This is a genomic window from Thalassotalea sp. ND16A, assembly GCF_000764205.1.
GTDB lineage: Bacteria > Pseudomonadota > Gammaproteobacteria > Enterobacterales > Alteromonadaceae > Thalassotalea_A.
In genome coordinates this window covers 47814-73974 of sequence record NZ_JQDZ01000097.1, presented here as the reverse complement: position 1 = coordinate 73974, position 26161 = coordinate 47814, and the positions used below count along the sequence as shown (strand labels likewise).

General features: G+C 42.0%; 18 protein-coding genes and 1 pseudogene. 13 read left to right on the top strand and 6 right to left on the bottom strand.

The window, feature by feature from the left end:
* Positions 1-557 precede the first annotated feature (557 nt).
* Positions 558-1040, top strand: a complete 483-nt coding sequence (locus ND16A_RS05270) for an FKBP-type peptidyl-prolyl cis-trans isomerase (protein WP_033078438.1) — start codon at positions 558-560, stop codon at positions 1038-1040.
* Here the strand turns inward: ND16A_RS05270 and ND16A_RS05275 are convergent.
* Entirely contained in the window at positions 1037-1699 is a 663-nt protein-coding gene (locus ND16A_RS05275; RefSeq protein WP_033078437.1) for an OmpW family outer membrane protein, read from the bottom strand. The two genes, ND16A_RS05270 and ND16A_RS05275, sit on opposite strands and share 4 nt — an antisense overlap.
* Before the next feature lie 293 nt (positions 1700-1992).
* Here ND16A_RS05275 and ND16A_RS05280 point away from each other — a divergent pair, with 293 nt between their 5' ends.
* Together ND16A_RS05280 and ND16A_RS05285 are read left to right on the top strand one after the other, a co-directional pair.
* A complete protein-coding gene (locus ND16A_RS05280) occupies positions 1993-3312 on the top strand; it encodes a metal-dependent hydrolase family protein (protein WP_033078436.1) in 1320 nt (439 codons plus the stop codon).
* A gap of 84 nt (positions 3313-3396) precedes the next feature.
* Positions 3397-4575 (top strand): GNAT family N-acetyltransferase, encoded by a 1179-nt coding sequence (locus tag ND16A_RS05285; RefSeq protein WP_033078435.1) that lies wholly within the window; start codon positions 3397-3399, stop codon positions 4573-4575.
* A gap of 46 nt (positions 4576-4621) precedes the next feature.
* Here ND16A_RS05285 and ND16A_RS05290 read toward each other — a convergent pair whose 3' ends face one another.
* Positions 4622-5536, bottom strand: a complete 915-nt coding sequence (locus ND16A_RS05290; RefSeq protein WP_033078434.1) for a DMT family transporter — start codon at positions 5534-5536, stop codon at positions 4622-4624.
* A 164-nt stretch (positions 5537-5700) separates the two neighbouring features.
* On the opposite strand from ND16A_RS05290, the gene ND16A_RS05295 reads away from it, so the two are divergent.
* From ND16A_RS05295 to ND16A_RS05310, 4 genes are all read left to right on the top strand, one after another.
* On the top strand, positions 5701-6531 hold the full coding sequence (locus ND16A_RS05295; protein ID WP_052073210.1) for an ion transporter: 831 nt from the start codon (positions 5701-5703) through the stop codon (positions 6529-6531).
* A gap of 109 nt (positions 6532-6640) precedes the next feature.
* On the top strand, positions 6641-8062 hold the full coding sequence (locus ND16A_RS05300; RefSeq protein ID WP_235282177.1) for an alanine/glycine:cation symporter family protein: 1422 nt from the start codon (positions 6641-6643) through the stop codon (positions 8060-8062).
* A gap of 195 nt (positions 8063-8257) precedes the next feature.
* Complete coding sequence (locus ND16A_RS05305; RefSeq protein ID WP_033078433.1) at positions 8258-9547, top strand: DEAD/DEAH box helicase; 1290 nt, start codon at positions 8258-8260, stop codon at positions 9545-9547.
* Positions 9548-9577: 30 nt separating this feature from the next.
* A complete protein-coding gene (locus ND16A_RS05310; RefSeq protein ID WP_052073206.1) occupies positions 9578-10330 on the top strand; it encodes a hypothetical protein in 753 nt (250 codons plus the stop codon).
* A 9-nt stretch (positions 10331-10339) separates the two neighbouring features.
* Here the strand turns inward: ND16A_RS05310 and ND16A_RS05315 are convergent, their stop codons facing one another.
* Positions 10340-12514, bottom strand: coding sequence for a tetratricopeptide repeat protein (locus ND16A_RS05315; RefSeq protein WP_033078432.1), 2175 nt, complete (start codon positions 12512-12514; stop codon positions 10340-10342).
* A 244-nt stretch (positions 12515-12758) separates the two neighbouring features.
* Here ND16A_RS05315 and ND16A_RS05320 point away from each other — a divergent pair, with 244 nt between their 5' ends.
* Positions 12759-14726 carry a monovalent cation:proton antiporter family protein gene (locus tag ND16A_RS05320; protein WP_081945628.1) on the top strand — a complete coding sequence of 656 codons (1968 nt, stop codon included), beginning with the start codon at positions 12759-12761 and terminating at the stop codon, positions 14724-14726.
* A gap of 271 nt (positions 14727-14997) precedes the next feature.
* On the opposite strand, the gene ND16A_RS05325 is transcribed toward ND16A_RS05320, so the two are convergent.
* A complete protein-coding gene (locus ND16A_RS05325) occupies positions 14998-15681 on the bottom strand; it encodes a glucosaminidase domain-containing protein (RefSeq protein ID WP_052073209.1) in 684 nt (227 codons plus the stop codon).
* 66 nt (positions 15682-15747) lie between these two features.
* A pseudogene (locus ND16A_RS22025) lies at positions 15748-15906 on the bottom strand (HAD family hydrolase); the annotation flags it as partial.
* Positions 15907-16447: 541 nt separating this feature from the next.
* Here ND16A_RS22025 and ND16A_RS05330 point away from each other — a divergent pair.
* The 5 genes from ND16A_RS05330 (at position 16448) to ND16A_RS05345 (ending at position 23105) form a co-directional block, all read left to right on the top strand.
* Positions 16448-20176: an ATP-binding protein gene (locus ND16A_RS05330; RefSeq protein WP_033078430.1), complete on the top strand. Its 3729-nt coding sequence runs from the start codon at positions 16448-16450 to the stop codon at positions 20174-20176.
* Positions 20173-20808, top strand: coding sequence for a hypothetical protein (locus ND16A_RS05335; RefSeq protein ID WP_033078429.1), 636 nt, complete (start codon positions 20173-20175; stop codon positions 20806-20808). The genes ND16A_RS05330 and ND16A_RS05335 overlap by 4 nt, the downstream gene beginning before the upstream one ends.
* Positions 20805-22025, top strand: a complete 1221-nt coding sequence (locus tag ND16A_RS05340; RefSeq protein WP_033078428.1) for a hypothetical protein — start codon at positions 20805-20807, stop codon at positions 22023-22025. The genes ND16A_RS05335 and ND16A_RS05340 overlap by 4 nt, the downstream gene beginning before the upstream one ends.
* 7 nt (positions 22026-22032) lie before the next feature.
* The gene (locus tag ND16A_RS20350) at positions 22033-22473 is read left to right on the top strand and encodes an HNH endonuclease (RefSeq protein WP_052073205.1); all 441 of its coding nucleotides are present in this window, start codon (positions 22033-22035) and stop codon (positions 22471-22473) included.
* A 131-nt stretch (positions 22474-22604) separates the two neighbouring features.
* Positions 22605-23105 carry a GFA family protein gene (locus ND16A_RS05345; protein WP_033078427.1) on the top strand — a complete coding sequence of 167 codons (501 nt, stop codon included), beginning with the start codon at positions 22605-22607 and terminating at the stop codon, positions 23103-23105.
* A gap of 88 nt (positions 23106-23193) precedes the next feature.
* Here the strand turns inward: ND16A_RS05345 and torS are convergent, their stop codons facing one another.
* Entirely contained in the window at positions 23194-26139 is a 2946-nt protein-coding gene (torS, locus tag ND16A_RS05350; protein WP_033078426.1) for a TMAO reductase system sensor histidine kinase/response regulator TorS, read from the bottom strand.
* Between the last annotated feature and the right edge of the window lie 22 nt (positions 26140-26161).

Here is a 26161-nt window from a genome sequence, read left to right as displayed (position 1 = left end):
TTAAAGACAACACTCAAGATGGTTATTCGGCGATGCGAAAGACTCGGTTGAGAAGATTTTTAAAGCTCTATAAGGTAGCATTTTAAAGACAACACTCAAGATGGTTATTCGGCGATGCGAAAGACTCGGTTGAGAAGATTTTTAAAGCTCTATAAGGTAGCATTTTAAAGACAACACTCAAGATGGTTATTCGGCGATGCGAAAGACTCGGTTGAGAAGATTTTTAAAGCTCTATAAGGTAGCATTTTAAAGACAACACTCAAGATGGTTATTCGGCGATGCGAAGGATTCAGTTGAGAAGATTTTTAAAGCACTATAACAGAGCAAGTAATTGTTAAAACCGCTGTTCAGAAAGCATAAAAACCCGCCTAATCTCGATTAGGCGGGTTTTTTAATTCAAGGATGAATTAACTTAGAATTGCGATGGAGGGCATTAATTCTGGTTTTAATCGCAAGTAATACAAATATTGCAGAGTGAATATATATTTATGTCGCTTGCTATAAAGACAGGTATAATTAAGCCAAGTTATTTAAAGACAAAATTTGCAGGAAAAATCATGATAGTTAGTAAAGATTGCGTAGTCACGTTTCACTATGTGTTAAAAACCGACAAGGGTGACATTATTGAAGATTCATCAAATGGTGAGCCGATAGCGATACTGTGGGGCCATAAAAATATGATCCAAGGCGTTGAAAATGCGTTGGAAGGTAAACAGGCGGGTGAAAAATTTAGCACCACAGTAACCCCACAAGATGGCTATGGTGAGTATTTAGACGAAGCTATTCAGCGGGTGCCGGCCAAGCATCTACAAGGAAGTGATAAGTGGAAGCCTGGTATGGTCGCTGTAGTGAATACCGAACAAGGCCAGCGTCAGGTTACGGTGTTGAAAGTAGGTAAATTTATGGTTACGGTTGATACGAATCATCCGTTAGCTGGCCACATTTTAAATTTTGATATTGACGTGGTTAGTGTGCGCGAAGCTGAAGAAAGTGAAATTTCTCATGGTCATGCCCACGGCGCTGGTGGCCACCAGCATTAGAAAGAATAAAGCAGCGCAACCTGTAAAGTAAATGGGTTGTGCTGTAGATCGTCTATCTGCTGATCCGCAGAAGCTTGATTAAGATCGGTTAACTCAATATTGGTATATTTAATTTCAGTCAAAAACGCCAGTTGTCGATTTATTTCAAAATCAAGCCCCATCATCAATTGAAAAACCAAATCCCCGTCATTGCTTAAGCTCAGATCATTTTGATCGGTATTTATGTTCAATTCAGAATCGGTAGTAATTCCGCCGCCTATACCCAGATAAGGGCGAAAATTGCCTTTGCGTTGTACGTGCCAGTAACTGTTTAAGGTGACATAGCTCACCCGGATATCCCCTTTAGAACTATTACTATCAGATTGCGCTTTAAAATCACTGTCATTTTCAAAAAATGAATAGCTTAGCTCCAAAGAAATATCGTCGGTAAAAAAATAGCCCAGACCAATGCCATAGGTTAATCCCGGATCGGTTTCGAGCTTCACTTTCTCATCTACGTTAACCATCGAATTGAGATTAGCATCACTATCATCAAAGGCTGTCACTCCGATACTGGGTTTTAGATACCAATCGCCAGCATTGGCGAACACGCTGAAACTGATCACTACTAACAGCACCAGAATTAAGGTTTTTAACAGTAACGGATTGACAGTTTTCAACAATAATCCCTCATAACAAAAGTGGCGTAACATTAACAACGAAAAGATAATGATTAAAACTTTATAAGCTTTATGTTAATAATAGTTCAGGATAAAAATTTATCGATAAACAATACCAATTTGATTAAGTATGTGGTCTACTTTTTCATGAGGGAAAACGGATATATACAAGCCATAAAGTTTAGTAAGTAGTTATTCTACTTATAAATTTTATAACGCAGTAGTTATTCGTTTTAACCATTAAAAAAGATCAGATATTTAGTCAACTTGGTATACAAATAAGGTTTTTTGTTGTGCGCCCTAAATATAATAATAACAAATATAAAATAGCTTCAGTGGTTATCTTGTCGCTGACGTCATTGTTCTCATTTTCGATACATGCGGCAGAAATAAAGGTCATTCATGCCGGTCAACTGCTTACCGTGCCAGGTAAAACTGTGCTTAACAAGCAAACGATAGTGATCACCGATAATAAAATTACCGATATCCAAAGCGGATTTATCCGTGCTAAGGAGATTGATAAAAGCGCAACATTGATTGATTTAAAAGACAGCTTTGTCATGCCCGGCTTAATGGATATGCATGTGCATCTACAGTTTGAATATGGCGCCAACAATGTCAGCAATACGTTAAAGTTTTCGGCCGAAGACAAAGCGATGCAAAGTGTTAGCTTTGCCAAGAAAACGTTATTAGCAGGCTTTACTACTGTTCGCGATTTAGGCGGTAACCCACAACCATTATATGCATTGCGCAATGGCATCAACAAGGGCTGGATTGACGGCCCAAGAATCATTGCCGCTGGCCGGGTGTCTGTTACTGGCGGACATTTAGACGTAGATGGAATGCGTCATGATCTGATCGAAAAATATAGCCCAACTACCCTTTGCGATGGCGCTATGGAATGTCGTAAAGCAACTCGAAGTGCCATTAAGTATGGTGCTGACATGATCAAAATTGCTTCAACCGGTGGTGTACTTTCCGATACTAACACCGGTACCGGTCAGCAAATGGCGGATGATGAATTGAAAGAAGTGGTGGCAACGGCGCATGCTTTGGGCCGAAAGGTTGCCAGCCATGCTCATGCCGCCGAAGGTATCAACGCGGCGTTGCGGGCCGGAGTTGATAGCATAGAACACGGCAGTTATGCCGATGACGACTCTATTGTGTTGTTTAAATACTCGGGTGCTTACTTAGTGCCGACCTTATTAGCCGGTGACACGGTAGTAAACCTGGCAAAAACCACTGATTTTATGTCTGAGGAAATCAAAGCAAAAGCAATTCGGGTCGGCTCAGATATGCTGAAAAACTTCAGTCGTGCTTACCAGGGTGGGGTAAAAATAGCCTATGGCACCGACTCTGGTGTATCGAAGCATGGCAGTAATGCCAAAGAAGCGGTGTTAATGTTTAATGCCGGGATGGCGCCGATGGATATTTTAAAATCGGCTACCGTAAATGCTGCTGATCTTATTGATAAGTCGGCGACCTTGGGGACCCTGGAAAAAGGCAAGTTGGCGGATATTATCGCCATGGATAAAAACCCGTTAAAAGACATTAGTCAGCTTGAACGTGTTGATTTTGTGATGAAAGATGGTGTGATCTATAAACATCATTAAATATTTTCTGGTGTTCTTTGCTTAATTAAAAGTAGCTCTGAATGAAGCGAGTTAGCTGCCAATAACCATTTCAAATGGCGATATATGACTGAATTTTCAGCAAAGTTTATCCCTGAAATAGAGCTTGTTGAACCGCAACAGTGGCAAGCTCTGCTCAATGATAACTATCCATTTTATCAATACAGTTTCTTACATGCCTTAGAAAAGAGTGGTTGTGTTAGCGCAAAAACGGGTTGGCAACCTCTGCATTTGTTGGTTTATGCGAAAAGCCGGCTGGTTGCTGCCATGCCTTGTTATGTAAAAATGCATTCCTATGGCGAATACATGTTTGACTGGAACTGGGCGCAAGCCTTTGAGTCACATGGCATTAATTATTACCCAAAACTTGTCACCAGCATTCCGTTTACGCCAGCACAAGGCAAACGAATTTTGATTCATCCTCGCTTTGTTGAGCACAGTGAAACCATTCATCGAGTGATATTAGCGGCGATTAATGTTGCGCTAGATAACCATAACGCCTCTAATTTTCAATGGTTATTTATCGATAAAGCGACCAGTGATAGCTTACAGCAGATTACCCAAATTGATGATCACGAACCATTACTACAGCGCAGCGAGGTTCAATACCATTGGTTTAATCGAGATTATCAAAACTTTGCCGGTTTTCTCGCAACCATGACGTCACGCAAACGCAAAAATATCTCAAAAGAACGCGCCAAAGTAACCACACAAGGTCTACGTTTTAACTGGCTTAGTGGCGCTGAAATAACCCGCAAAGACTGGCAGTTGTTTTATCAGTTCTATCAACAAACCTACCTAAAACGCTCAGGACATCAAGGCTATCTTAACGCTGACTTCTTTATCCGGTTAAGCCCGGCAATGGCCGATAAGGTGTTATTACTTCAGGTTCGCAATGACAATGAAGAAGCAGTTGCCAGTGCTTTATTTTTTAGGTCTGACAGCCATTTATATGGTCGTTATTGGGGTTGTAGTAAGGAGTACGATTTTTTGCATTTTGAAACCTGCTATTACCAGGGCATAGAATATTGTATTGAGCACAAGTTATCATGCTTTGATGCTGGAGCGCAGGGAGAGCATAAGCTCGCCCGTGGCTTTGAACCGGTAAAATGCTATGGTAACTACCTAATAAAGCAGCCACAATTTCAACAGGCGATCAGTGACTTTATTGCCGAAGAAAAGCGCTATCATCAACAATATATCGAGTCGGCTAAACGCTATTTACCATATAAAAATAATAGCTAGGGCCTGTTTGAACAAAATTTGTACCGCAAAGATCAACAGACCCTAGTCACGAGTTGTTTCGAGTTATGGTATTTTGGCCAGGCTTTTCGCTTTTCTCTTTTCTCTTGATCACGCCCGTGGTTAAGCTCACCCCAAGCATGATTAACACACCGCCGAGCAACATGATGCCAGTTACCTGTTCATCTAAAAACAATACGCCCCAAATGATGCCAAACACCGGGATCAAATACGCCACCGTGATCGCTTTTTCCGGACCCATTGAGGCAATGAGTCGAAAATAAAGGATGTAAGCCAGTGCGGTACAGATTGCCCCAAGGATAATGGCAGAATAGAAGGCCAAATCAGTTACCTCGGCGACAGGCCAAAAGCTTGGCAAAAATGGCAGATAAACCAGCGCGGCAAAAAATTGGCTGCCTGTGGCGATGGCTAAAGTACTCACACCCGTTAATTGCTTTTTGGTATAACAGGCGGCAAAGCCGTAATTAAGCCCGGCGATCAGGCCGGCAATAATGGCGATGGCGGTTGCCTGAAAGCCAACATCACTTTTGCTGAAAAATAAGGTCACCACCCCAGAAAAACCAACGAGCAAGCCCAAGGCCTTGCGCCCGGAAAACGCCTCTTTAAGCCAGATGAAAGCTATCAGCCCGGCAAAAATAGGCGCGGTGGCATTAAGTATTGAAGTGAGGCCGGCAGTAAGCGTTAACGTGGCAAACGCCAGGAGTAGAAAGGGGATGGCGGTGTTGGTAATGCCAACAATAAAAATACCAAACCAGTGTTTGCTAAAATCGCGCCCGCCTTTATAGAGTATAAAAAATGGCAACAGCGTTATAAAACCAATGATCGCACGCACGCCAATTAACGCTACCGGTCCATATTCTGGTGTGGCAATGCGCATAAACATAAACGACGCCCCCCAAATGCCGGCCAGCAATAACAATTGGATTATTTGAGTTAGATTCATTTTAGCCTTCAACTTTTCTTTTCTGAGTGACTATACCAAATCCGACAATTTATTGGTCAATAAATTGTCGGATTTGGTATTGTTACAATTTACTGCTTGAACTTTGCATGACTATCGCTATATCATCAGCACTTTTTAATTTTCCAGCAATGTTTACTCAGCCAATGACCGTTAGTATTTCTTTATTTCAAAACCAGCTAAAACGTATCGATTCGAGCAAATTCTTTCAAGGCGTGGTGATCACGGTGATTGTTATCTCAGCGTTGCTTATAGGCGCCAAAACCCATGATCTGCCGGCGCAGCTTATCACCGTATTGTCGATATTGGATTTGAGCATTACCGCATTTTTTGCGGTTGAAATTGTGATCCGATTTTTGGCTAACGATGATAAAAAATCATTTTTTAAAAATGGCTGGAACGTGTTTGATAGCTTAATCGTCATTGGTAGCTTGATCCCTGCTGGTGGCTCCGGGGTGTTATTGGCACGCTTATTACGAGTGTTTAGGGTATTACGCTTAGTGTCTATGGTACCGGAATTACGCTTGCTGATTAACGCCTTACTTAAAGCCATTCCGCGTATGGGCTATATTGCCTTGTTAATGTTTGTCATTTTCTATATTTATGCCGCCATTGGCAGTATTTTATTCAGTCAAATTAATGAGTTTTTATGGGGCGATGTGTCGGTATCGTTATTGACCCTGTTTCGTGTTGCGACCTTTGAAGATTGGACCGATGTGATGTACGAAACCATGACCGTATATTCGTTAAGCTGGATATATTTCATCACCTTTATCTTTTTCACCGCCTTTATCTTTTTAAATATGATGGTAGGTACGGTATTAGAAGTGATGGCGACGGAGCATGAAATTGAACGAGCGAAAACCCATGGCGAAAGCGGTGACGGTGGTGAACCGGCCAGTCGTGCACAAATTGAACAGTTACAAGTGCAACTCTCTGAATTAAAAGCCTTGTTAACCCAAAATAGTAAAAATTAAATATAATTATTGTCAAAGCCGCACTATTATTAAACCTTAAGTTCCTGACTTGCTATGATTTGAACCAATAGCGAGTCAGCGACAACAAAAAACAGCACAGGAAAAAATTTTGATAAATGACATCGTTAACTTTGCAAATGGTATTTTGTGGGGCTATGTATTAATTCCATTGTTGCTGATCGCCGGTATTTGGTTTACGGTTCGTTTAAGGGCCATTCAATTTCGTCATTTTGGTCATATGTTTTCGGTAATGAAAAATTCTCGCACCGGCGATGAACACGGCATTACCTCCTTTCAGGCGCTGTGTACTTCGTTAGCGGCCAGAGTGGGCACCGGCAACCTTATGGGAGTCGCCGTTGCCATTTCATTAGGTGGCCCGGGAGCAATATTCTGGATGTGGGTGATTGCCTTAATTGGCATGGCCACGGCCTTTGCCGAAAGTACCCTAGGCCAGCTATACAAAGAAGAAAATCACGATGGCAATTATCGTGGTGGACCCGCATTTTACATGCTTAAAGGCTTAAAAAGCCCAAAGCTGGCCTTGCTCTTCTCGGTCTGTTTATTTATTGGTTACGGCATTATCTTTTCGGCGCCACAAGCGTTTTCTATTGCCGAAGCACTTCAGTATTCTTATAACATTGAACCAATTTTTACCGGTACATTTTTAACGGTGTTCTCCGCCGTGATTGTGCTAGGCGGGATGAAGAAAATTGCTCGTTTTTCAGAGATGGTTGTGCCGTTTATGGGCGCCGCTTACTTGCTGGTTGCGTTATGGGTGGTCTTTACTAATCTTAGCCATATTCCAGGCGTTATTAGCGATATTGTCAGTTCTGCACTCGGCTTTAAAGAAGCCGGTTCCGGTATGATTGGTGCGGCAATTATGCAAGGCATTAAACGCGGCTTGTATTCCAACGAAGCCGGCATGGGCAGTGTGCCGAATGCCGCCGCCGCGGCTACGCCTTATCCGCCACATCCCGCTTCACAAGGCTATGTGCAAATGCTCGGGGTATTCTTTGATACCATTGTCCTTTGTTCGTGCACCGCCTTTATCATTTTATTGAGTGGCATTGAGCTTGACCAAACCTTCGGCATTCAATTAACCCAACAAGCGCTTGAAAACGAAGTTGGCTTTTGGGGCAGCGACTTTATCGCACTGGCGATTTTCTTTTTTGGTTTCACTTCAATCGTCGCCAATTTTGCCTACGCTGAAAATGCCTTACCCTTTATTAAAATGAATCATAAAATTGGTCGTATCGTGTTTACTTCGGTATTTTTAGGGATGATTTTCTACGGCTCTATTGCCACCTTAGGAGACGTCATAGGTTTGGCGGATTTGGCCGTTGGGCTGATGACAGTAGTAAACATTGTGGCAATAACGTTACTCAGCAAGACCATCATCACCTTAGCGAAAGATTATAACCGTCATATCGACAAAGGCGAGATCCCCCGTTTTATTGCCAGCAAAGAGCAAGAACGAGAAATGAATTTAACCGCGGATATTTGGAACGAAGAAAACACCCGCATTCGTTAGTATTATGTTGCTTGTCAGCAATTAATCGTCAATGCAGAGGTATGGTCCACATTATCCCTCTGCTTTTATAGCTTGGTGTGAAACTTCTGAATCATTAGCGTTTTTTTGCTATGCTTGCGCCATTATTTATCTGAATACCAAAATGTCATCAAAGAAGGCGTGTTGGTACTACCCAAACTAGTTACAGGACACCTCATGAGTTTTGATTCAATAGGCTTGCCAGAAGACTTATTAAAAGCCGTAAAAGCGTGCGGCTACAAAAGCATGACGCCGATCCAGCAACGTGCAATTCCGGCATTTAGAGCAGGACAAGATATTCTTGCCAGTGCGCAAACGGGAACCGGAAAAACCGCAGCGTTCGCATTACCAATAATTGAACAGTTGTTAAAAGCGAACAGCTCTAGCGTACCGGTAGTAAAAGCGTTAATTTTAACACCAACTCGTGAATTGGCGATTCAAGTTGCCGACAATGTCCGTAATTACACCCAATTTACTCAGCTAACCACTGCCGCTGTATTCGGTGGTGTTGGTTCAGCGAGTCAGGAAAAAAAACTGAAAGCAGGCGCCGATATCTTAGTGGCAACGCCAGGTCGCTTGCTTGAACATGTTGAATTACGCAATGTTAACTTATCGCAAGTGAAGTTTTTGGTGCTCGATGAAGCCGACCGTATGCTAGACATGGGCTTTTTAACCGACATTGAAAAAGTTATCGCCGGCATTAAACACCAGCATCAAACGTTATTATTTTCCGCCACATTTTCCAATAAAGTGAAGTCACTGGCACAGCAGTTTTTGACCAACCCAAGGTTGATTGAAACAGCAAAGCAAAATGCCACAGCCGCTAAAATAAGACATTTTGTTTACCCGGTAGTCGAAGAGCGCAAAAGCGAGTTATTAGCGGAACTTATCGGCGTAAATAACTGGCGGCAAGTGATGGTGTTTGCCGGTACTAAAGACAGTGCCAATCAAATCGCCAAAGAGTTAAAGCTTGATGGTATCAAGGCGAGTTTATGCCATGGTGATAAATCGCAGGGCTCTCGTAATAAAGCGCTTGAAGATTTTGCCGCCGGTAAAGTTCGAGTCTTGGTTGCCACCGATGTTGCCGCTCGTGGTATTGATATCAACGACTTACAATATGTGGTGAATTATCATTTACCATTTTTAGCGGAAGATTATGTTCACCGTATCGGCAGAACGGGTAGAGCAGGTAAGTCGGGCACTGCGATATCGTTAGTGTCACCGAAAGATCATAAATTTTTAGGCAATATCGAAGCGGTAATTGGCCATAAAATTGAGCAGGTAAAACTGCCTGGTTACGAATTTGATCCGCTTGATTATGCCTCAAAAGCGGAGAAAAAAGCCGCTGCCAGTAATAAAAACAGATATCAGGCGCAACAAGATAAGAACCGCAAAGTAGAACAAAAACGCGCGGACGTTGGTCGTCCAAAAGCGAAAGTTCGACGTAAAAGCCGATATTCTAAGTAAGCCTCCTGGTTACATAATAGATTTATGAGCATGGATAATCAGCATAAAGCGGTGCCCCACAAGCAACGGATTGCAACAGCCGATACCGATCAGTTTTATCAGAGCGAGCAAAGCTTACAACAAACGGCTGATTCGAGTATGGCGCATCAAGAAATTGATACGCCTTTTCATTTCCGCCATTGTTGCTGGTTCTGCCAGGAGCCAACCGAAATTCGCTTGCTATTTCCCACCAATAAAGAACGCTTACAAGACTGTGATCATCAAGCCATTTCACTGCCAATATGTCGAGAATGTAAATCGTTAGTGCGTACAGCAAATGCCGACAATATTTGGCAATGTCGTCAGCAAGTGAAAAAAGCACTAGCCAAACGCTATCAAAAAGATTTGGCGATTGGTAAAAACTGGAGTAAAAGCGAGCTTGCCAACGCCGGTTTTGAAGGTGGAAATTTTGAAGGCTTTGCTAAAAGTGGTTGGAATATGTTTGAGATTGCCAGAGACCGGGTGAACTTTTCGGGCTGGCCGCTCTGGTGTAACGGCGAGCAAATTGTGGATAGCACCATAGGCCGGCAGTTTGTCTTCGATGGCGTAACCTATGCGGATATCACTCAGGCAATAGACTTTTATGTGAAAACCTACGCTTTGCCTAAAGACTTTTTCTTTGATTGTATCAATATTGTCGGCGTTGAGCGTTTTGCTTACGCGATTCGCTATGCACGAATGTTTGTCGGCTGCACGGCAGCAGAGCGCCGAACAGCACTACAGGACTTAAAAACGAGCGACTAAATCTAACGGTTATTCGCCCTCTTTATTCAGACTAAGTTGTTCTTTATAGGCTATAAATTGCGGGTCTGCCAATAAAAGCGCTTTTGGGTAGCCCAATTTAATGGCTTTATTTATCATTAATTCAGCTTCAGCTTTACGGTCACAATTGATCGCGACCAAGGCTAAACCGTAATAAATATACGGATCATTTGGCGATTGATTAAGGATCACTTGCTGATAAGAGTCGGCGGTATCGCATTGTTGTAATTCAGAATAATAACGGGCTAACTGAGACTGTAAATTAACATCCAAAGGGTTAATAATTTCTTTTTCTAAGCCAAGTCTTAGTGCTTCTTTATACGCGAATATTGATTTACCTTTTTGATTTTCTGAATATTTATAAGCATCCCCTAAATTTGCCCAGACAATATTGTCATCAGGGGTTAATCTCGTACTTTGCTGGTAAATATCGGCGGCATCATCAAATTGTTGTAAGAAAAATAAACTGGTGCCAAGGTTGGAAAACGTGAGCGCCGTTGGTTCTATGGACAATGCTTTTGACCAGGCGATACTGGCTTGTTCCCATTGCATTAGCAAAAAATGGGTGCCACCCAAAGCGTTATAGGCTAAGGCAACGTTATTGTTTAATAAAATGGCCATATTAAATTGCCTAAGCGCTTGTTGGTACTGGCCGGTGGAATAATAATAAATTCCGAATTGATAATAGTTGCGCCAATAGGTTGGCTCGATATTTATTGCCTGTTCATACAGGGTTTCTGCTTTATTATTGTCTTCCAGATCAAAATACACTCTGGCAAGTGAAGTGATAGATTCAGACGACTCAGGGTTAAGGCTGCGGGCTCTTTCTAAATTATGGATGGCTTTATTGTGACTGCCGTTAATCATATTCAGTTTTCCTAACGCCAAATATGCCTCATAGCCCATCGACTGATTGGTCGCAGTTAGTTCACAAACATTGACTCCAAGTTTGTATTGTTCAGGATTGTCGGTTAGCTGATAAAGCTCCATGTAGGTCACACACAAGGCCGCTGACGCTTGATTAAATTTAGGATCTAACTCCAGCGCTTGCATCAGTAGTGTTTGTGCAGCAGTTAAATTGCTGATACTTTTTGATTTACGATATTCGGCTTTGCCTTGCAAATATGCATCGTAGGCCTCAAAGCTCAAAGTCGGCATGTTATTGCTATTGTTGCTGGCAATGTGTTCGTCTGGTACAAGTAGATGCAAGGCGCTGATCACTTTGCGGGAAAGTTGTTGGTAAATATCAAATGCCCGCTCTTTTTCGCCGCGGGTTTCCACACCCCAGACTTGAAAACCGGAGGTGGTGTCAATTAAACGGCTATTGATCACTATGGTTTCATTTTCCAGTTTTGCTTTGCCTTCTAAAATATAATGCACGCCAAGTCTGTCTTTAATGTCATCAATGTTGGCATCGATGTTTAACGAATTAATTGCTCTTAATGAGGCTACCTGAAACTCTGGGTTGGTCGATATAAAGTTAATTAACTCCTCTTGCAGACCTGAGATCATATAGTTGGGTATTAACGGACTCGTTGATTGATAAGATAATACCGCCACGGCATTCTTCACTACGTTAAGCTTTTTGATGGTGTGCTGCGGTGCCGGTAACTCTTCGGTTTGCTCTATGTTGGTAATGAGGTGACCAGACAAAAAATAGATTGACGATAAAATAATAAACACAAATATTGAAATGGGTAGCTTATATTTGCCGGCTGAAGTTGCTAGCGTTGAATTTGCTTGCTTGGCAAAACCAAATAAGCCTAACTCAGGTTTTTCTGTTGCCGCTACCATCATACGATAGCCTTTACGCGGAATGGTTTGGATGAACGTTGGACATTCTTTGTGGTCATCGAGAACGTGGCGTATTTCGCTGACGATGTGAGTAATATTGTTTTTTGATGCGCTTAAATCGCCCCAGCCAAATGCCAAGATCTGTTCGCGGGAAACAATTTCACAATTCTGAGCCGCCAAAAATACTAATATTTCCATCGCTTTCGGCGCCAGATGGTGACGTTCATTATTTCTGATAATCACACCAAGATCTGGCTCGACAATAACATCAGCTAAACAAAAACCCTGATGCAACTGTTTTGCTACCGAAAAATTGTCTGTTAATTCAGTATGATCGTGGTCGGATTTTTCTTTTGGGTTATCTTCCTGCACTTATACATATAATGATATAGTGGTTTTGACTATACCGATCAAGCCCTTAATTAACTCACCAATAGTATGGTAGCTATCGTGACAATTCGCGAATATCTGTCTGCTTTTTTGCATATCTATGCAAAAAAATGAAAAAGTCTATTGTTAATAGCAGGTTTCGGTATTATTGTTTGATTCTGCTTTCATACCAACTTGGTATTAATTAACCTAACAGCTTTACTTTACCAAGCAAATAAGGAAACTTGTGGGCCACTTTTTTGAAATAATCGCGATTTTAGTTGCTGCTGTAGTCATTGTCTGGCTATTTCGTCGCCTTAATTTACCGACAATACTCGCCTATTTAGTGGCTGGTACCTTAGTGGGTGAACATGGCTTTGCAGTAACGGGTCAAAGCCTGGACTACGAGCACTTTGCCGAACTTGGTATTGTTTTTTTGCTGTTTACTTTGGGGCTTGAGTTTTCATTACCGAAATTAATGGCAATGCGCCATCTGGTAATGGGCGTTGGCTCGAAACAGGTAATCATTAGTTTAGCGATATTTTTTATCATTGCCTTATTGCTAGGATTAAGCATAGAAACTGCCATGGTGATAGGCGGCATTCTGGCACTATCATCGACGGCCATTGTGATTAAGCAATTAAATGAATCCGGTTCCATAAAACGTAAATCCGGGCAAATATCCGTGGCAGTGCTGCTCTTTCAGGATATCGCCGTGGTACCATTATTGATCATTATTCCTTTGTTAGCCGACGGCAGCGATGGTTCGATGTTATTAGCGCTATTAATGGCGCTACTAAAAGGCGTATTTGTTATCGGTTTATTACTAGCGGTAGGCAAATGGATACTGCCAGGGTTGTTTAATCAAGTGGCGAAAGTAAGAACCGATGAACTATTTGTGTTAACCACCCTCTTTGTTACCTTGTTTGCTGCTGGCCTTACTCAATTTTTTGGTTTATCGATGGCGTTAGGCGCATTTTTAGCGGGTATGATGCTAGGTGAATCACAGTATAAGTATCAACTTGAAGCCGATATCAGACCATTTAGAGACATTCTTTTAGGCTTGTTTTTCGTCACGGTAGGAATGAAACTTGATCCGACTTTATTCTTTACCCAACCACTTACCATCCTATTATTAGTCGTTGGCTTTATGTTGATAAAAATATTGGTGGTCAGATATCTGGCGGTAAAAGCCGGGGAGTCGACTAAAGATGCCTGGGCATCTGCGTTTATGTTGGCCCAAATGGGCGAGTTCGGTTTTGTGCTGATTTCTTTAGCCGCATCAGTAAATGTGTTATCTCCCGAACATACTTCAATATTGTTGGGTTCCGGCATTATTTCGATGGCGATCACCCCATTTATGATCAAAAATTCGCGGAAGTGGTCGGTGGCGATAACTTACGATTCGAAGCCGAGCGAAGATGAATTACAACATCAGGTTAGCGCGAAAAAAGTTCACAACCACGTGGTGATTTGTGGTTTTGGCCGGGTAGGGCAAACCGTTAGCCGCTTTTTAAAGCAGGAAAATATTGCCTTTGTCGCCATTGATATCGACCCGGTTCGGGTGAATGAATCCCGAGAAGCGGGAGAAAATGTGCTGTTTGGCTCGGCTCGGCAAAGCGAAATTTTACATGCGGCCAATTTAAAGGAGGCCAAACTGGTGGTCATTTCTTATGGCGCGGCCGAGCAATCACTCGATGTGGTACAAAAAGTGCGATCAATTTCTGAGAATGTTCAAATTCTGGTAAGAACTCGTAATGATGACGCGTTAGTGCTGCTTAAAGAAGCCGGGGCGAATGAAGTGGTACCTGAGTCGTTAGAGGGCAGTTTGATGCTGGTATCACAAGTTCTGAATTTGTCTGGCGTGCCGTTTTCAAGAATTGTGCGCCGCATTCAAATGGAGCGTAAAACTCATTATCACCGCTTGCATGGTTTTTATCCAGGGGTAGATACCGACATGAGCGCCGAAGCGATAGAACGTTTGGAGTTTGTACATCCTACCTTATTACCCGATGATGCCTGGGCCAATGGTAAAATGATCAATGACTTGGATTTAGCCAATCGTCGGGTGGATATATTGGCAATACGGCGTGGTAATGATGAATTTACCCAAATCGATGCTGAATTTGTGCTCAAGGCGCAAGACACCATAGTGTTGCAAGGTAAACCTCGCCGGGTTGAGCGGGTGGAGCGTTTTTTACACGAAGGGCCGTAGGTGAGAGGAACGAGAGACTAGAAACGAGAAGCGAAGAGCTTGTTGTTTCCGGGGGAGTTGATTGTCGATAAGATGCGCTTTTTTATTTATGATAGAAACGAGAAACGAGAAACGTAAAGCTATTGTTTCTGTAGAATTGGCAGTCGAAGAGATACGAGAGCCTTTGATGGATTGCACCTGGTGAACAAAAAACGACCAAGGTAGCTAATTAGCTACCTTGGTCGTTTTTTGTACTGCAGATTTTAATCTCGATCGTTATTACCAGCCATAGCTATCTGTCATAGTTATCAAATTTATTGTATTTGATTATGGAAGTAAGCTCCTCGCCATAGAGACTGCCTTTTTCAGAGTATTTATCCAACTTTGTTACCAAAATAAAAGGATCACTGGTTTCCATTTTCGTTTGTCTAAACTCGGCAAAAGCATCGCTGCGGGCTAAAGTGCGGTAATAATCGTAAACCGCCTCTTCAATAGAATCGTATTTTTTTACCCAGATAGTTTTATCGCCACGCTTTTGTAGTGCGGCAATACGTGGTTCATCTTCATCGAATGACCAAACACCAAATATATTATAGCCTTTTCTGAAAAATCGAGACGTTGCCCAAGAGCTTTCCATAGCGGCTTGTGCAATGGCAATACTCTTAGGGTGAGGTTTAAGTGCCATTAATAATTGTGCATCAGTAGATACTTTATATTCGACTTTCAATTGTTCAACTTCATCATTGCTTTCCCCTGCATCAATAATGGTCTTAATATCTTGGTATTGCTGCATCAGTTCGAGATAGACACTTTCAACTGCCGGAACTATCAATGATTTAAACCTGGCTTTTTTCTCTTGTACCGTCATTGGCGGAAGTTCAGCCTCTCTTTGCATAACATAGTAGCCAATAGAGGCCACGATGATGAGGAAAATAGCGGCAATAATGATTTTTGCTTTATTTGAAGATAACGCCATAATGCATTCCTTGGTTAGTTGTTGCCGCATTGTATACCGGTCGCCATTCAAAGTGCCAATCATTAATGCATCTTCTGCTTTAACCTCAAGCTCCTGCACAATTTGCTCAAGCATATCCGGGGGCGGTTTCGATTTTGCATCGTCCGAGCTTTTGGTCAGATGAAATAACTGTTTGGTATTGGATACGGCTAGTACCCGCTCTAGTCCTTGTCGGCCTTTACCTGTGGCAACGGCTAATTATTTATCTTTGGCGTGCAGTTTGACTAACAACTGCATTGCGTCTTGGTATAACTTTGATGGCGTGGCATTTATCGTTAGGTACTGTTGTTTGTAATGTTTGATCAACTGCTCAATTTTTACTTCTTCAATGCCAGGGTAAAGAATTTTTGCCGCCTCGGTTAAGCTGGCGCCAATAATGCCTTTTGAAGCGTTTTCATCCGGAATGGCAAGATCAGACGCTTTCGCCGCCGCTTGTAATGAATGGACAATTTTATCAATAATAAAAAGCTCACTGTTAAAGGCTTAATTGAAAAAACAGATTGGCAGTAAACCAAAAGGATTACGATGGTGTAAATATAACTAACTAGGACTGCTATCTGTAAAAAGTTGTTAATTACCTATTTACCTTTCGATTATGCTTATCTTTCGCAGGATAATTGTGCAATTGATATAAAAATATTGCATTTTAGAACTCTGCCTATTTACAGCGCTGCCGCGCAGTCATAATATAGTTTTTAATACTAATGAACGGCTTAAAATAACAATTATGTCTGGCTTAAAACGGCTTATATTAATCGATACTCATTTACCCGGTTTGGTTGAACTGAAAGTAAATGGTCACACCAACATTTGTGGTACCAATGCCTCAGGTAAAACCACGCTGCAACGCTTAATTCCGGTATTTTACGGCGAAGCACCAAATAAAGTGGTGCCTGCCACTCGTGATAATTTTCAAACCTGGTATTTACCCCGAGAATCGAGTTTTATCATTTATGAATATCAACGCCTTGATGACAAAATGTGTATGGCCGTGCTTACTTCCTCAAACTCCGGGGTGGTCTTTCGCTTCATTGAAAAAGCCTTTGATGTTGATGATTTTATTGCTGCCGACTTAGTTAGTGATGCCGGTCAGGGAAAATGTTCATTAGCGTTAACTGAGATTTTACGCAATATGCGCCGTGCTAATGTGCATTTCAGTAAAGCGTTAAATAATAAAGAATATCGCTCAGTGATCCAAAATGACCGAGCCGTTATGGCACTAAGCAGTAATAAGCGTGATTTGTTAACATCGTCACGTTATTTTAGTTTGTGTGAAGCCGATGCCCGTTTACGTCATATTGAAAAGCTGATCAAAGCGGTGCATTCGAAAGAAGGCAAGATGGAAACCATCAAGGCGATGATCGCTGCCATCCTGGAAGAAGATGGCGTGGAAACGCCAAGTAGCAAAATATCGAAAGCGCAAGTGGATGACTGGATCAAAGAATGTTCGTTAATCAAACAATTTGATGAACTGATGCCGCAATATCGTAAGTTGCAAAAGGTAAATGCGCAATTAGAACAAACAGAAACAAGATTAAGCCAATTAAGGCATCAATTATCGACAGACTTATCATTCCTGGGTGAATCTATCACCAAAGCTGAGCACAACCACAGCGCCTACAAACAACAATTAAAAGACATAAACCTGGGTTTTGAGCAACAACGCGACGAACTAAACCGCGATGTATCTGTTGCCAAAGCGGAGGTGAACACTTGCGAACAGCACCTTGATAAGATTGATGAAGAGTTTAATGTTTGGCAAGACCATGACATTGAGCGCCATCAAGGTAATTTAGATCATATTCCAACCTGGCAATCACAGTTGCAATCGGCCACCGAGCAGCATTTACTGCTTACCGCAGAGCACCAGGATGTGGAAGCCGCTTATCATAAGCGTCAGGCTGAGCTGGAAAGTAAGCAAAGTAAAGAATTGGCGCAACTCAATAGCCAAAAAGATCGTTGTCGTGACGAACTCAGTGACAAACAGTTACAAGAGCATAAAGCCTTGCAAGAGTTACACCTTAATCAAGAACGAAGATTGCTTGAGGTTAACCAGGGCTTTGATCGCCAAATCAATGACAATAATCAGTTACTGCAAACGATTAAAACCGAAATCGATTTAAGTGGGCCAACGAGTGACGAGCAACAGGCGATGGCGTTGCAAGAGGCAACTCTTGAACAAGCACAGGGGGAAGAAGACCAGGCCCGGATGGAATTATCGACCATTCAGGATGAGTTGCAACAAATTAAATATCAGCAAATTGGCAGTAACGAAAAACTGAATAAAGCGCGCAGCAATGTCTTTACCTGCAACAACCGTTTAGCCGAAATTGAACGTTGGTTGCACCCTGAGTCGAACACTTTATTAGACTTTTTACGCAACGAATATCAAGGCTGGGAAAACCAACTTGGAAAAGTGATCAACCCGGAGTTATTAACACGTACCGATTTATCGCCAGCACTTGGCGATGAGGTCAATGCTGATGTTGCGAAAGGGCAAACGGCAGCAAGTCTGTATGGCTTGTTGCTAGATACCAACGCCATTGTCGACTCTGAGCTGGTACAAACTGAAACCCAACTGAAACAACAATTTGACCTTGCTGAGCAAGAATTACGTACTGCCGAGAATGTGCAACTCCAGGGAGAGAGTGAGCTGGAAGCGATTAATAAAACGGTACGTGAATTAGAGCAAAAACAAATGAGTATAAGCTCGCAGTGCCAATTCAAACAAAGTGCCCGAAAACGGGTGCAAGAAGAACGTAGCCAGCTCAAAGAAGAGCATAAACAAGCGCTGAATATTCGTAAACAGGATCGTCAGCAGAGCTTGCTGCAATATCAAAAAATAGCCGATAAATTAACGCTAAATAAACAAACCGCAAGCCTTGAGCACAAAACTCAGTGTCATGATGAAAAAATGGAGCACGAGCTACACTGGCAACAGCTTATTGGCGATATAGAGCAGAAGTTGGCGCAAATAATCAGCCAAATACAATCGAGTAGTCAACACCATAAGGATGGCTTAAAAGCGTGTAAAAAATGGTATAAAGACGAATTGGCCAAACGGGAAGTGGATGTTGAGCAAATCTCCGCATTAAAACTGACGATTGCACAGTTAAAAGATGACATCGAGGTGACGAACAAGCATCGTGATAGCGTAAATGAATACGTGCGCTGGTATGAACTGGTATTTACCAAACAAAAAGCCAGCTATTTGAAAACCCTGTCGACGGCAAAAGATGCGAAAGCAAAATCTGAACGCTTACTCATTGAAAAAGTCGCCGTCTATCAGCAGCAAAAACAGCAATTACAACAACAGTTGCAGCAGTTAGAAAAAGCCTTGCAAGAGCAAAAAGAGTTAGCCTCTGGCATTAATACCTTAAAACCGCAGTTTGCCTTACTACATTTGCCCCATACCGAACCGCTCGAGGAGTCGGCAACTGCAGGCGCGAGATTAATCGAAGGCCGAGAGTTGTTTGATCTACAACGCCGTGCTAGCACTGACATCGACAGTTTTGTTAGTTATTTTGATACCGCCATCGGACAAAAATCAGGGATCAGCCTGACCGAAACCTGGGAGCGTGCCCGCAGAGATTGTCAAATTGAAAACGCCCAGGGCATAGACGTGCTTGATTCACGTAAAATGGTCAGCGAACTTGAGACCTTATTAACGGTAATGGTACCGCAACACTTAGAAGGTGTGCGTAATAATGGTTTGAATTTTGGTAATGACTTAACTCAGTATTACAACGTATTGGCCGATATCGATAAACGCATCTCGTCGCAATCTCGTCGCATTACCAATGAGGTTGATCAAGAGCTATTTCTTGATGGCGTTTCCGACTCGCAAGTGAAAATTCGTTCCAAAATAGCCGAATTTGATTTTTGGCCAAAACTGATGCGTTTTAATAAGCTGCATCAACAATGGCTCGACTCTCAACAATCGTCATTGCCTGATGAAGAATATACCCAAACCATTAAAGAAGTGCTTGAGGTATTAGGTAAAGCGACCCTTGGCGGCGCAGGCGGTGGCATAGCTCAATTACTTGATATTGAACTGCATTTAAAAGAAGGGAATTCTGAACTGATAATCAGAACCGACAGGCAACTCAATGAATCATCAAGCCATGGTATGGCTTACCTTATCTTATGTAAATTTTTATTGGCCTTTACTCGGTTATTGCGCGGCCATTCAAAAGCCATTGTCCATTGGCCCATTGATGAAATAGGCACCTTGGCGAATAAAAATGTGAAGAAAATATTTGATGCCTGTAAGGCCAATCAAATTACCGTGATTGGTGCATTTCCTAATCCTGAATCTGACGTGTTACATTTTTTTGAAAATCGTTACTTAATTGAAAAAAATGCGAAACAGCAAAAGCTGAGAATGGTACAACCGAAAGTAAACCCTATCAGTGAACGTTTAAAACAACGCCAACAAGTTGAGGAAATCGCATGATCAGTTTAAAAGGACGAGTCATGGAGTCCCTACTCAGTGGAGACTTTATTTGCAAAACCAGCGATGAAATGGCATTCCAGTTTTTACAAAACAGCGAAAATTTTGCCGAATTAGAACAGCAACTAAACATGATGAATCGCACCATTGCCAATGCCAACGATGGCGAAGTACTGTTTTGCGCCTATCAAGTGATTGACGAAGGTGAGCGCAAAGTGGTTGCTCAGAAATTTCGTGAGATCACCGCATCACTGCTGCCGCTGGTTGAATGGCTAGTGTTAGTGCAAGAGGCCAAAGGCGATAACGCACCATTAAGTGAAGGCAAAGTGGTGCGCTTGAATGAGCTGCAATCGGTAATTGAAGATACCCCAGCCTTTAGTGAACAATTAGCAAAAATTGCCAAATACAGTTTATTTAACTCCACCAGCAGTTCGGTTGATGCGCAATTAAAATTAGTGTTTAAACGCTTAACCGAGCTCGGCTATTTGTTAAGACCAAATCCGGACAATCAAATTTATCTGGCAACCGGTAAAGTCGATTATTTGTTTGAAGTCATCCGATTTATTGACGATAGTGAACACTTAAATCTGGCACAGCAGGCCGAAGAAGCGATTAAGCAAGGAGACCTGCTGTGAGTCATCCCTTGCACGTTGCCGGCAATAAGTTTTTAAAAGCATTAGCAAAACATGCCGATGTGATCATGAAAACGTACCTGTCGGGGCGAGTCAATGAGCTTGATTTTGACGGTAAAGTATTAGATAAATTAATCAATTTAGGCGTGCTTTGGCGGCCCGAGCCCGGTGAAGATTTACGCTTAAGAAGTTCTATTCGTGGCTTACTCGAGAACAATCTTAGGGATGAACGTAACCGTCAGCTCGATGCCAATATGGGTACTAAATTGGCGGCAATTAAAACCGTTACTTCGCATTATAAAGAAGCGCTGCATCATCAAAACTATGCTGAAGCTGAAGTGTATATGGAAGATTTAACCGAGCAAGTGTATGGCCTGGTCGATAGTTTAAAATCGAATGTGCGTAATTTATGGCGACGCATCCATAATGAGTTTGGTTATGTTGCCTCAATTAACGCCAAAATTCGTGAAAATGAGTTAGCCCAAAGCCAACTTACTGAAATGCGTAAGCAACTTGAAATGTTTCAATTTGACGAACTGGCAGCCATTGCCGGTAGTTCTCGTGAACTACGACGCCTTCTGGTGGTGCATTTGCAGCGCAGCCATAGTGAAATCAGTCAGGAATTGAGTATTGCCCAATCTAAACTGATTGATTTGCTTGGAAAATTTAGAGAATATTTACATCGTTCGCAACTGTTAAAGGGTTTTGTGTTACATCAGCAACAAAAGCCAGATCACCAAATTAAAGATTACTCTGCCGCACATAATGTGCCACCATTATTTAATCAGGCCAAGGCAATCATTAAGCCGGCCAACATTGATGTCAATAACATTGAGCATGAACACCTGTTTGCCGACATTGTTAGCCGTATCAAGCAGATTCGCCATGCCCATGTTGGCAATAATGAACTTCGCAAAGCGCAAGGGTTTGATGTTAACGATATTGAATCCATCGATATTGACAGTAACATCATTAAAAATGCGGTTGAAAACTACTTTTGTCAGGTTATCGACTCCGGAGTGCAATTATCTGCCCTCGAATATCACCAGCAAGAGCAATTAGATATAAACCCGGAAGTGTGGGTGTACGGAGTCATTAATGGTTTTCAGGGATTAAACAGTGAAGAGCAGGATTTTTTTGAAATTGACACCCAAGGCCATGTGCATCCATTATTTAGCGGTAATTTTATTATTGAAGATGTGGCCTTAGGACTCAGGTAGATAGAAAATGTTTAATGTCAGTTTTTTTAATAACGAGCAGCGTAAAGCAAAGCAATATAAAACCTTAAATGGTGCTTACAAAGCAATTTATCATTACTTATTAATCAAAGACACAAAGCAATTGCGGCATGTCATTTTATATTCTCCAGATTCAGCCGCGCAAAACTTTACTTGTGCCGAGCAAGTTCCTTATCAGCCACCTAAAAAACTTAACTTTTATCAAACCAGGGCCTGGTTAGAGTTGCGAGTTGAGGCACTTAGCATTTTACCTGCTAAGTGTTGTTTGTGTGGAGCTACGAAGGAAAGCGGTGCGCAATTGCACGTTGATCATATTAAGCCGCGCTCAACTCACCCGCATTTGCAATTAGAATTGAATAACCTGCAGATCTTATGTCAGCCATGTAATATCGGGAAATCTAATAAATTCAATGAAGACTGGCGCGATTAAACTGTAGTATTGGATAGTAAGACCGTTTACCGATGAGTGTTTTACCCGTTGACAGAAAATCTTTCTGTTATCGGCTCTAATAGTAATTTATATCAGTGGAATAATAAGCGGTATAACAAGCAGGGAAAATTATGAACAAAATTACAGGTGATTGTGAAGGCGGTTGTGCATGTGGGTATGTGCGCTACAAAATTGTTTCCGAGCCATTAATTGTGCATTGTTGTCATTGTCGTCAGTGCCAGCGTCAAACGGGGGCGTCATTCGCTTTAAATGCGCTCTTTGAAGCCAGCAAGGTAGAACTGCTAAGTGGCAAGGTTAACGAAATCATGGTTCCGTCACCCAGTGGCAGGGGACAAAAAATTGCTCGCTGTCCTAAGTGCGAAGTGGCCATTTGGAGTAACTACTACATGATGGGGATAAAAGACTTGATCCGATTTATTCGTGTTGGCACGCTTGATAACCCAGATTTGCTGGCGCCAGATGTGCATATCTACACCGAGTCAAAACAACCTTGGATAAACCTATCGGCAGAGGATTTGGTAGTAAAACAATTTTATGATTTTGACACCACCTGGACAAGTGATAAATTAGAAATTCGCCAGTCTTTGCTGGCAAAAGTCGTTGATAAATAAATCCAGAGCAAAGGGATTTATTAAACTGACCGGTAAGATTGAATCCAAATTAATCACCTTACTAGGGGTAGTGAACTCCGGATACCGGTCATAACTCTGCGACGAACTCTTGTAAGTTATTCACCGACAGCTTCATTACTGTTTGCAAGTTTGATAACTCTGAATCGGTTAACTGCCTGGCTTTACAGAGTGTTTCAAGTTTTTGACATAATTGCTGTAAAGCTATCAGGCCAACTGCGCTAGCTGCTCCTTTTAACTTGTGCAGTAAGTTTTCTTGCTGGTTTGCGTTTAACGAGGAAAAGTCGCGATAATCTGTTAACGCTTGCTGGCAAAATAACTGTGCCAGATGAATTATTTTGTCTTTACTCAGGTATTCGAGATCTTGTTGTAGAATGTCTTTATCAAAGATAAGACCATCATGCTCAGTACCTATCGCTGCTTGCTGTTGAACGATGGCTGCAGTATTGGCTTTTTCCGGTTGCTGTTTAAGTATTTGTTGGCTGGGTACTTGTTGTAGGTGTTTTGCTCTGCCAACAGACATCACTTTATCTATGGTCGCTTTCAAGCGTTTCATTTGTACTGGTTTTGCTATAAAACCATCAAAGCCCGAATCAATAAATTTAGTCACATCCTCTTTAAAAACGTGTGCGGAAACGGCAATAGTTTTTAATGCTTTTTGCTTTTTTTCAGCCATGACTCGTAATTGTTTCGCCAGCTCAACACCATCGATATCCGGAAGGTTGATATCCAGTAACGCCAAATCAAAATCTTCAGTTGAATATAGCTCCAGCGCAGACGTGCCATTGATGGCAGAGATAACGGTATGACCAAGCTTTTCTATTAAGGCACAGGCTACATCCAAGTTAACTGGATTGTCTTCAACGATTAATACTTGATAATGCTTAGCCTGTTCAGTGACTTGATTGTTTAAGGTTCTTTGTTCCGTCACCAACCCTTGCGGAGCCGCTTCATAAGGAATTTGCACGGTAAAGCAGCTACCAAGACCGAGAGTGCTGGTTAAACTCAGTTCTCCTTGCATTGCTGCTACCAAACGCTGACATATCGCTAAACCGAGTCCGGTACCAGCAGCACTGTTGAAATTAGCGACTTGGCTAAATGCCTCAAATATTTGTTGCTGTTTATCATCAGCAATACCACAGCCAGTATCATTAACACTAATGAGTAATTGCTTTTGTTGCTGGTTGATAATAAGAGTAACGCTGCCTTTGCGGGTAAACTTTATCGCGTTGTTGATCAGATTAATCACGATTTGGCGGAGTTTACCTAAATCAGCCAAAGCCCACATAGATTGTTCAACGGTGACCGTAAAGGATAGTGCTAAACCTTTGCTATCTGCTCTTGAGTGCATTAGCTCGATAACATCATTACCAAGACGTTGAAGATCGACAGCACCTTTGCTTATTTCAATATGGCCGGCTTCAATTTTTGAGTAATCAAGAATATCGTTGAGGATGTCTAACAGGTTTTCCCCGGAATTCAGTATGGTTTCAGCATAGGCTTGTTGCTGCGCAGATAAAGGGGTATCGGATAACAGCTCTAACGTACCTATCATGCCATTCATCGGGGTACGTATTTCGTGACTCATATTTGCAAGAAATACCGATTTGGCCCGGTTAGCGTCTTCAGCCTGTTTTTTCGCTAAGGCATGACCAGTAGATTCCTGGTTCAGTCTTGCATTGGTTTGTGTCAGCTGTTCGGTTCTTTGTACTACCAGTTGCTCCAGGTTTTCTTGATGCAGGCGCAGCTCGCGCGCAATGGCAATTTGTTCTTGCTCGAGGGTTTGTTTTTTAATGGCATTATCACGGAAAATATCGAGCGCCAATGCCAGTTGATTTAACTCTTCATCGCGAGCAGATTCGACATTGATTTGCAGATCCCCTTCGGCAAGCTTCTTGATTGCTTGCGTGTATTTTGACAGCTTGAACACTATCCCTTGGTAAACAACCTTCCACATAACGCCAATGATGACAATTAACGATAATATGGCCGTCACCAGGAAAACGTTTAGTGTCCACGACACTAATTCTTGATGTTGATGACTGGTTTGTTGAGCCTGCTGAGTTTCCTTTTCGACCAGCGCCAAAATGCCTTGATTTAGCTTACTCAACTGGCTTGATATATACAGGTGCAATCGATTTTGCTTTTGCTCAAGTTTCAAATGAGTATCTTGCTGTTTGATCAGCTGAGTAAATTCGCCAAGATTCGATATTGAAGAACTCACTCGCGCAAGCCGATAAGGGTCTGTTATCGCGTTTGATAGTTGCTCAATAATCGCGATGTGTTGATCTTTTTGACTTATTAGCTGTTGCAGTTGTTCGACTTTTTCGGCATTGAAGATCAAGTTTGCAATTTGTTCAAGTTCCAGGCTGTGACGTTCTAGTGCTGACATTTTGTCTAGCAAATTAAGGTCTTCATCGATGATCTGATCTAAATCTTGCTGTGCCCGGTTTTTATTCGTTGGCTGTTCAATTAAATCATAGAGACCTGTTAACTTAACTAAGGCAAAGGTGGAAGCATTGGCTACCTGAGATTGAGAAAATTGGAATATATTATGTACGGCAGATGCGACCAGGCTAAATGAACTTTTTCGCTGCTGCTGTTGTAAAATTTGTTGCTTGGCATTTTCATTGAGTTGGGTAATATTGGTGATGATATTTTTTTTCAATGTGACTAAGTGATTGATGTTGCGATCCAGTTGTTCGGGCCGATCGAGTGCCTGAAACTTTTTCTCTATTGCCAAATTAAGATGCGTTAACTGCTCATTGATTTTCTGTCTTTGCTGATCACTACTGGCATTTTTAAGTAAGGTTGTGCGGTGGGTTATTTGCAAACTGATATTTGCTAATTCTCGAGCACTGGACAGTGTCGGCATTGTTTGTTGAGTAATTTTTTCACCGGTATCAGCGAGAAGATTTAAGCTATACCATGAAACAACACTGATAAATATCAGCAAGCCGGCAACAAAACTAAACGCTAATAGTAACTTGTTACCTATACTTTGACGAAAACGCAATGTAAGCTCCTACTATTACTCT

Excerpts from the sequence above, each read along its gene's own strand:
- ND16A_RS05270 (WP_033078438.1), top strand. The coding sequence starts at position 558 with ATGATAGTTAGTAAAGATTGCGTAGTCACGTTTCACTATGTGTTAAAA.
- ND16A_RS05285 (WP_033078435.1), top strand. The coding sequence starts at position 3,397 with ATGACTGAATTTTCAGCAAAGTTTATCCCTGAAATAGAGCTTGTTGAA.
- ND16A_RS05290 (WP_033078434.1), bottom strand. The coding sequence starts at position 5,536 with ATGAATCTAACTCAAATAATCCAATTGTTATTGCTGGCCGGCATTTGG.
- ND16A_RS05295 (WP_052073210.1), top strand. The coding sequence starts at position 5,701 with ATGACCGTTAGTATTTCTTTATTTCAAAACCAGCTAAAACGTATCGAT.
- ND16A_RS05305 (WP_033078433.1), top strand. The coding sequence starts at position 8,258 with ATGAGTTTTGATTCAATAGGCTTGCCAGAAGACTTATTAAAAGCCGTA.
- ND16A_RS05310 (WP_052073206.1), top strand. The coding sequence starts at position 9,578 with ATGGATAATCAGCATAAAGCGGTGCCCCACAAGCAACGGATTGCAACA.
- ND16A_RS05325 (WP_052073209.1), bottom strand. The coding sequence starts at position 15,681 with ATGGCGTTATCTTCAAATAAAGCAAAAATCATTATTGCCGCTATTTTC.
- ND16A_RS05330 (WP_033078430.1), top strand. The coding sequence starts at position 16,448 with ATGTCTGGCTTAAAACGGCTTATATTAATCGATACTCATTTACCCGGT.
- ND16A_RS05335 (WP_033078429.1), top strand. The coding sequence starts at position 20,173 with ATGATCAGTTTAAAAGGACGAGTCATGGAGTCCCTACTCAGTGGAGAC.
- ND16A_RS20350 (WP_052073205.1), top strand. The coding sequence starts at position 22,033 with ATGTTTAATGTCAGTTTTTTTAATAACGAGCAGCGTAAAGCAAAGCAA.
- ND16A_RS05345 (WP_033078427.1), top strand. The coding sequence starts at position 22,605 with ATGAACAAAATTACAGGTGATTGTGAAGGCGGTTGTGCATGTGGGTAT.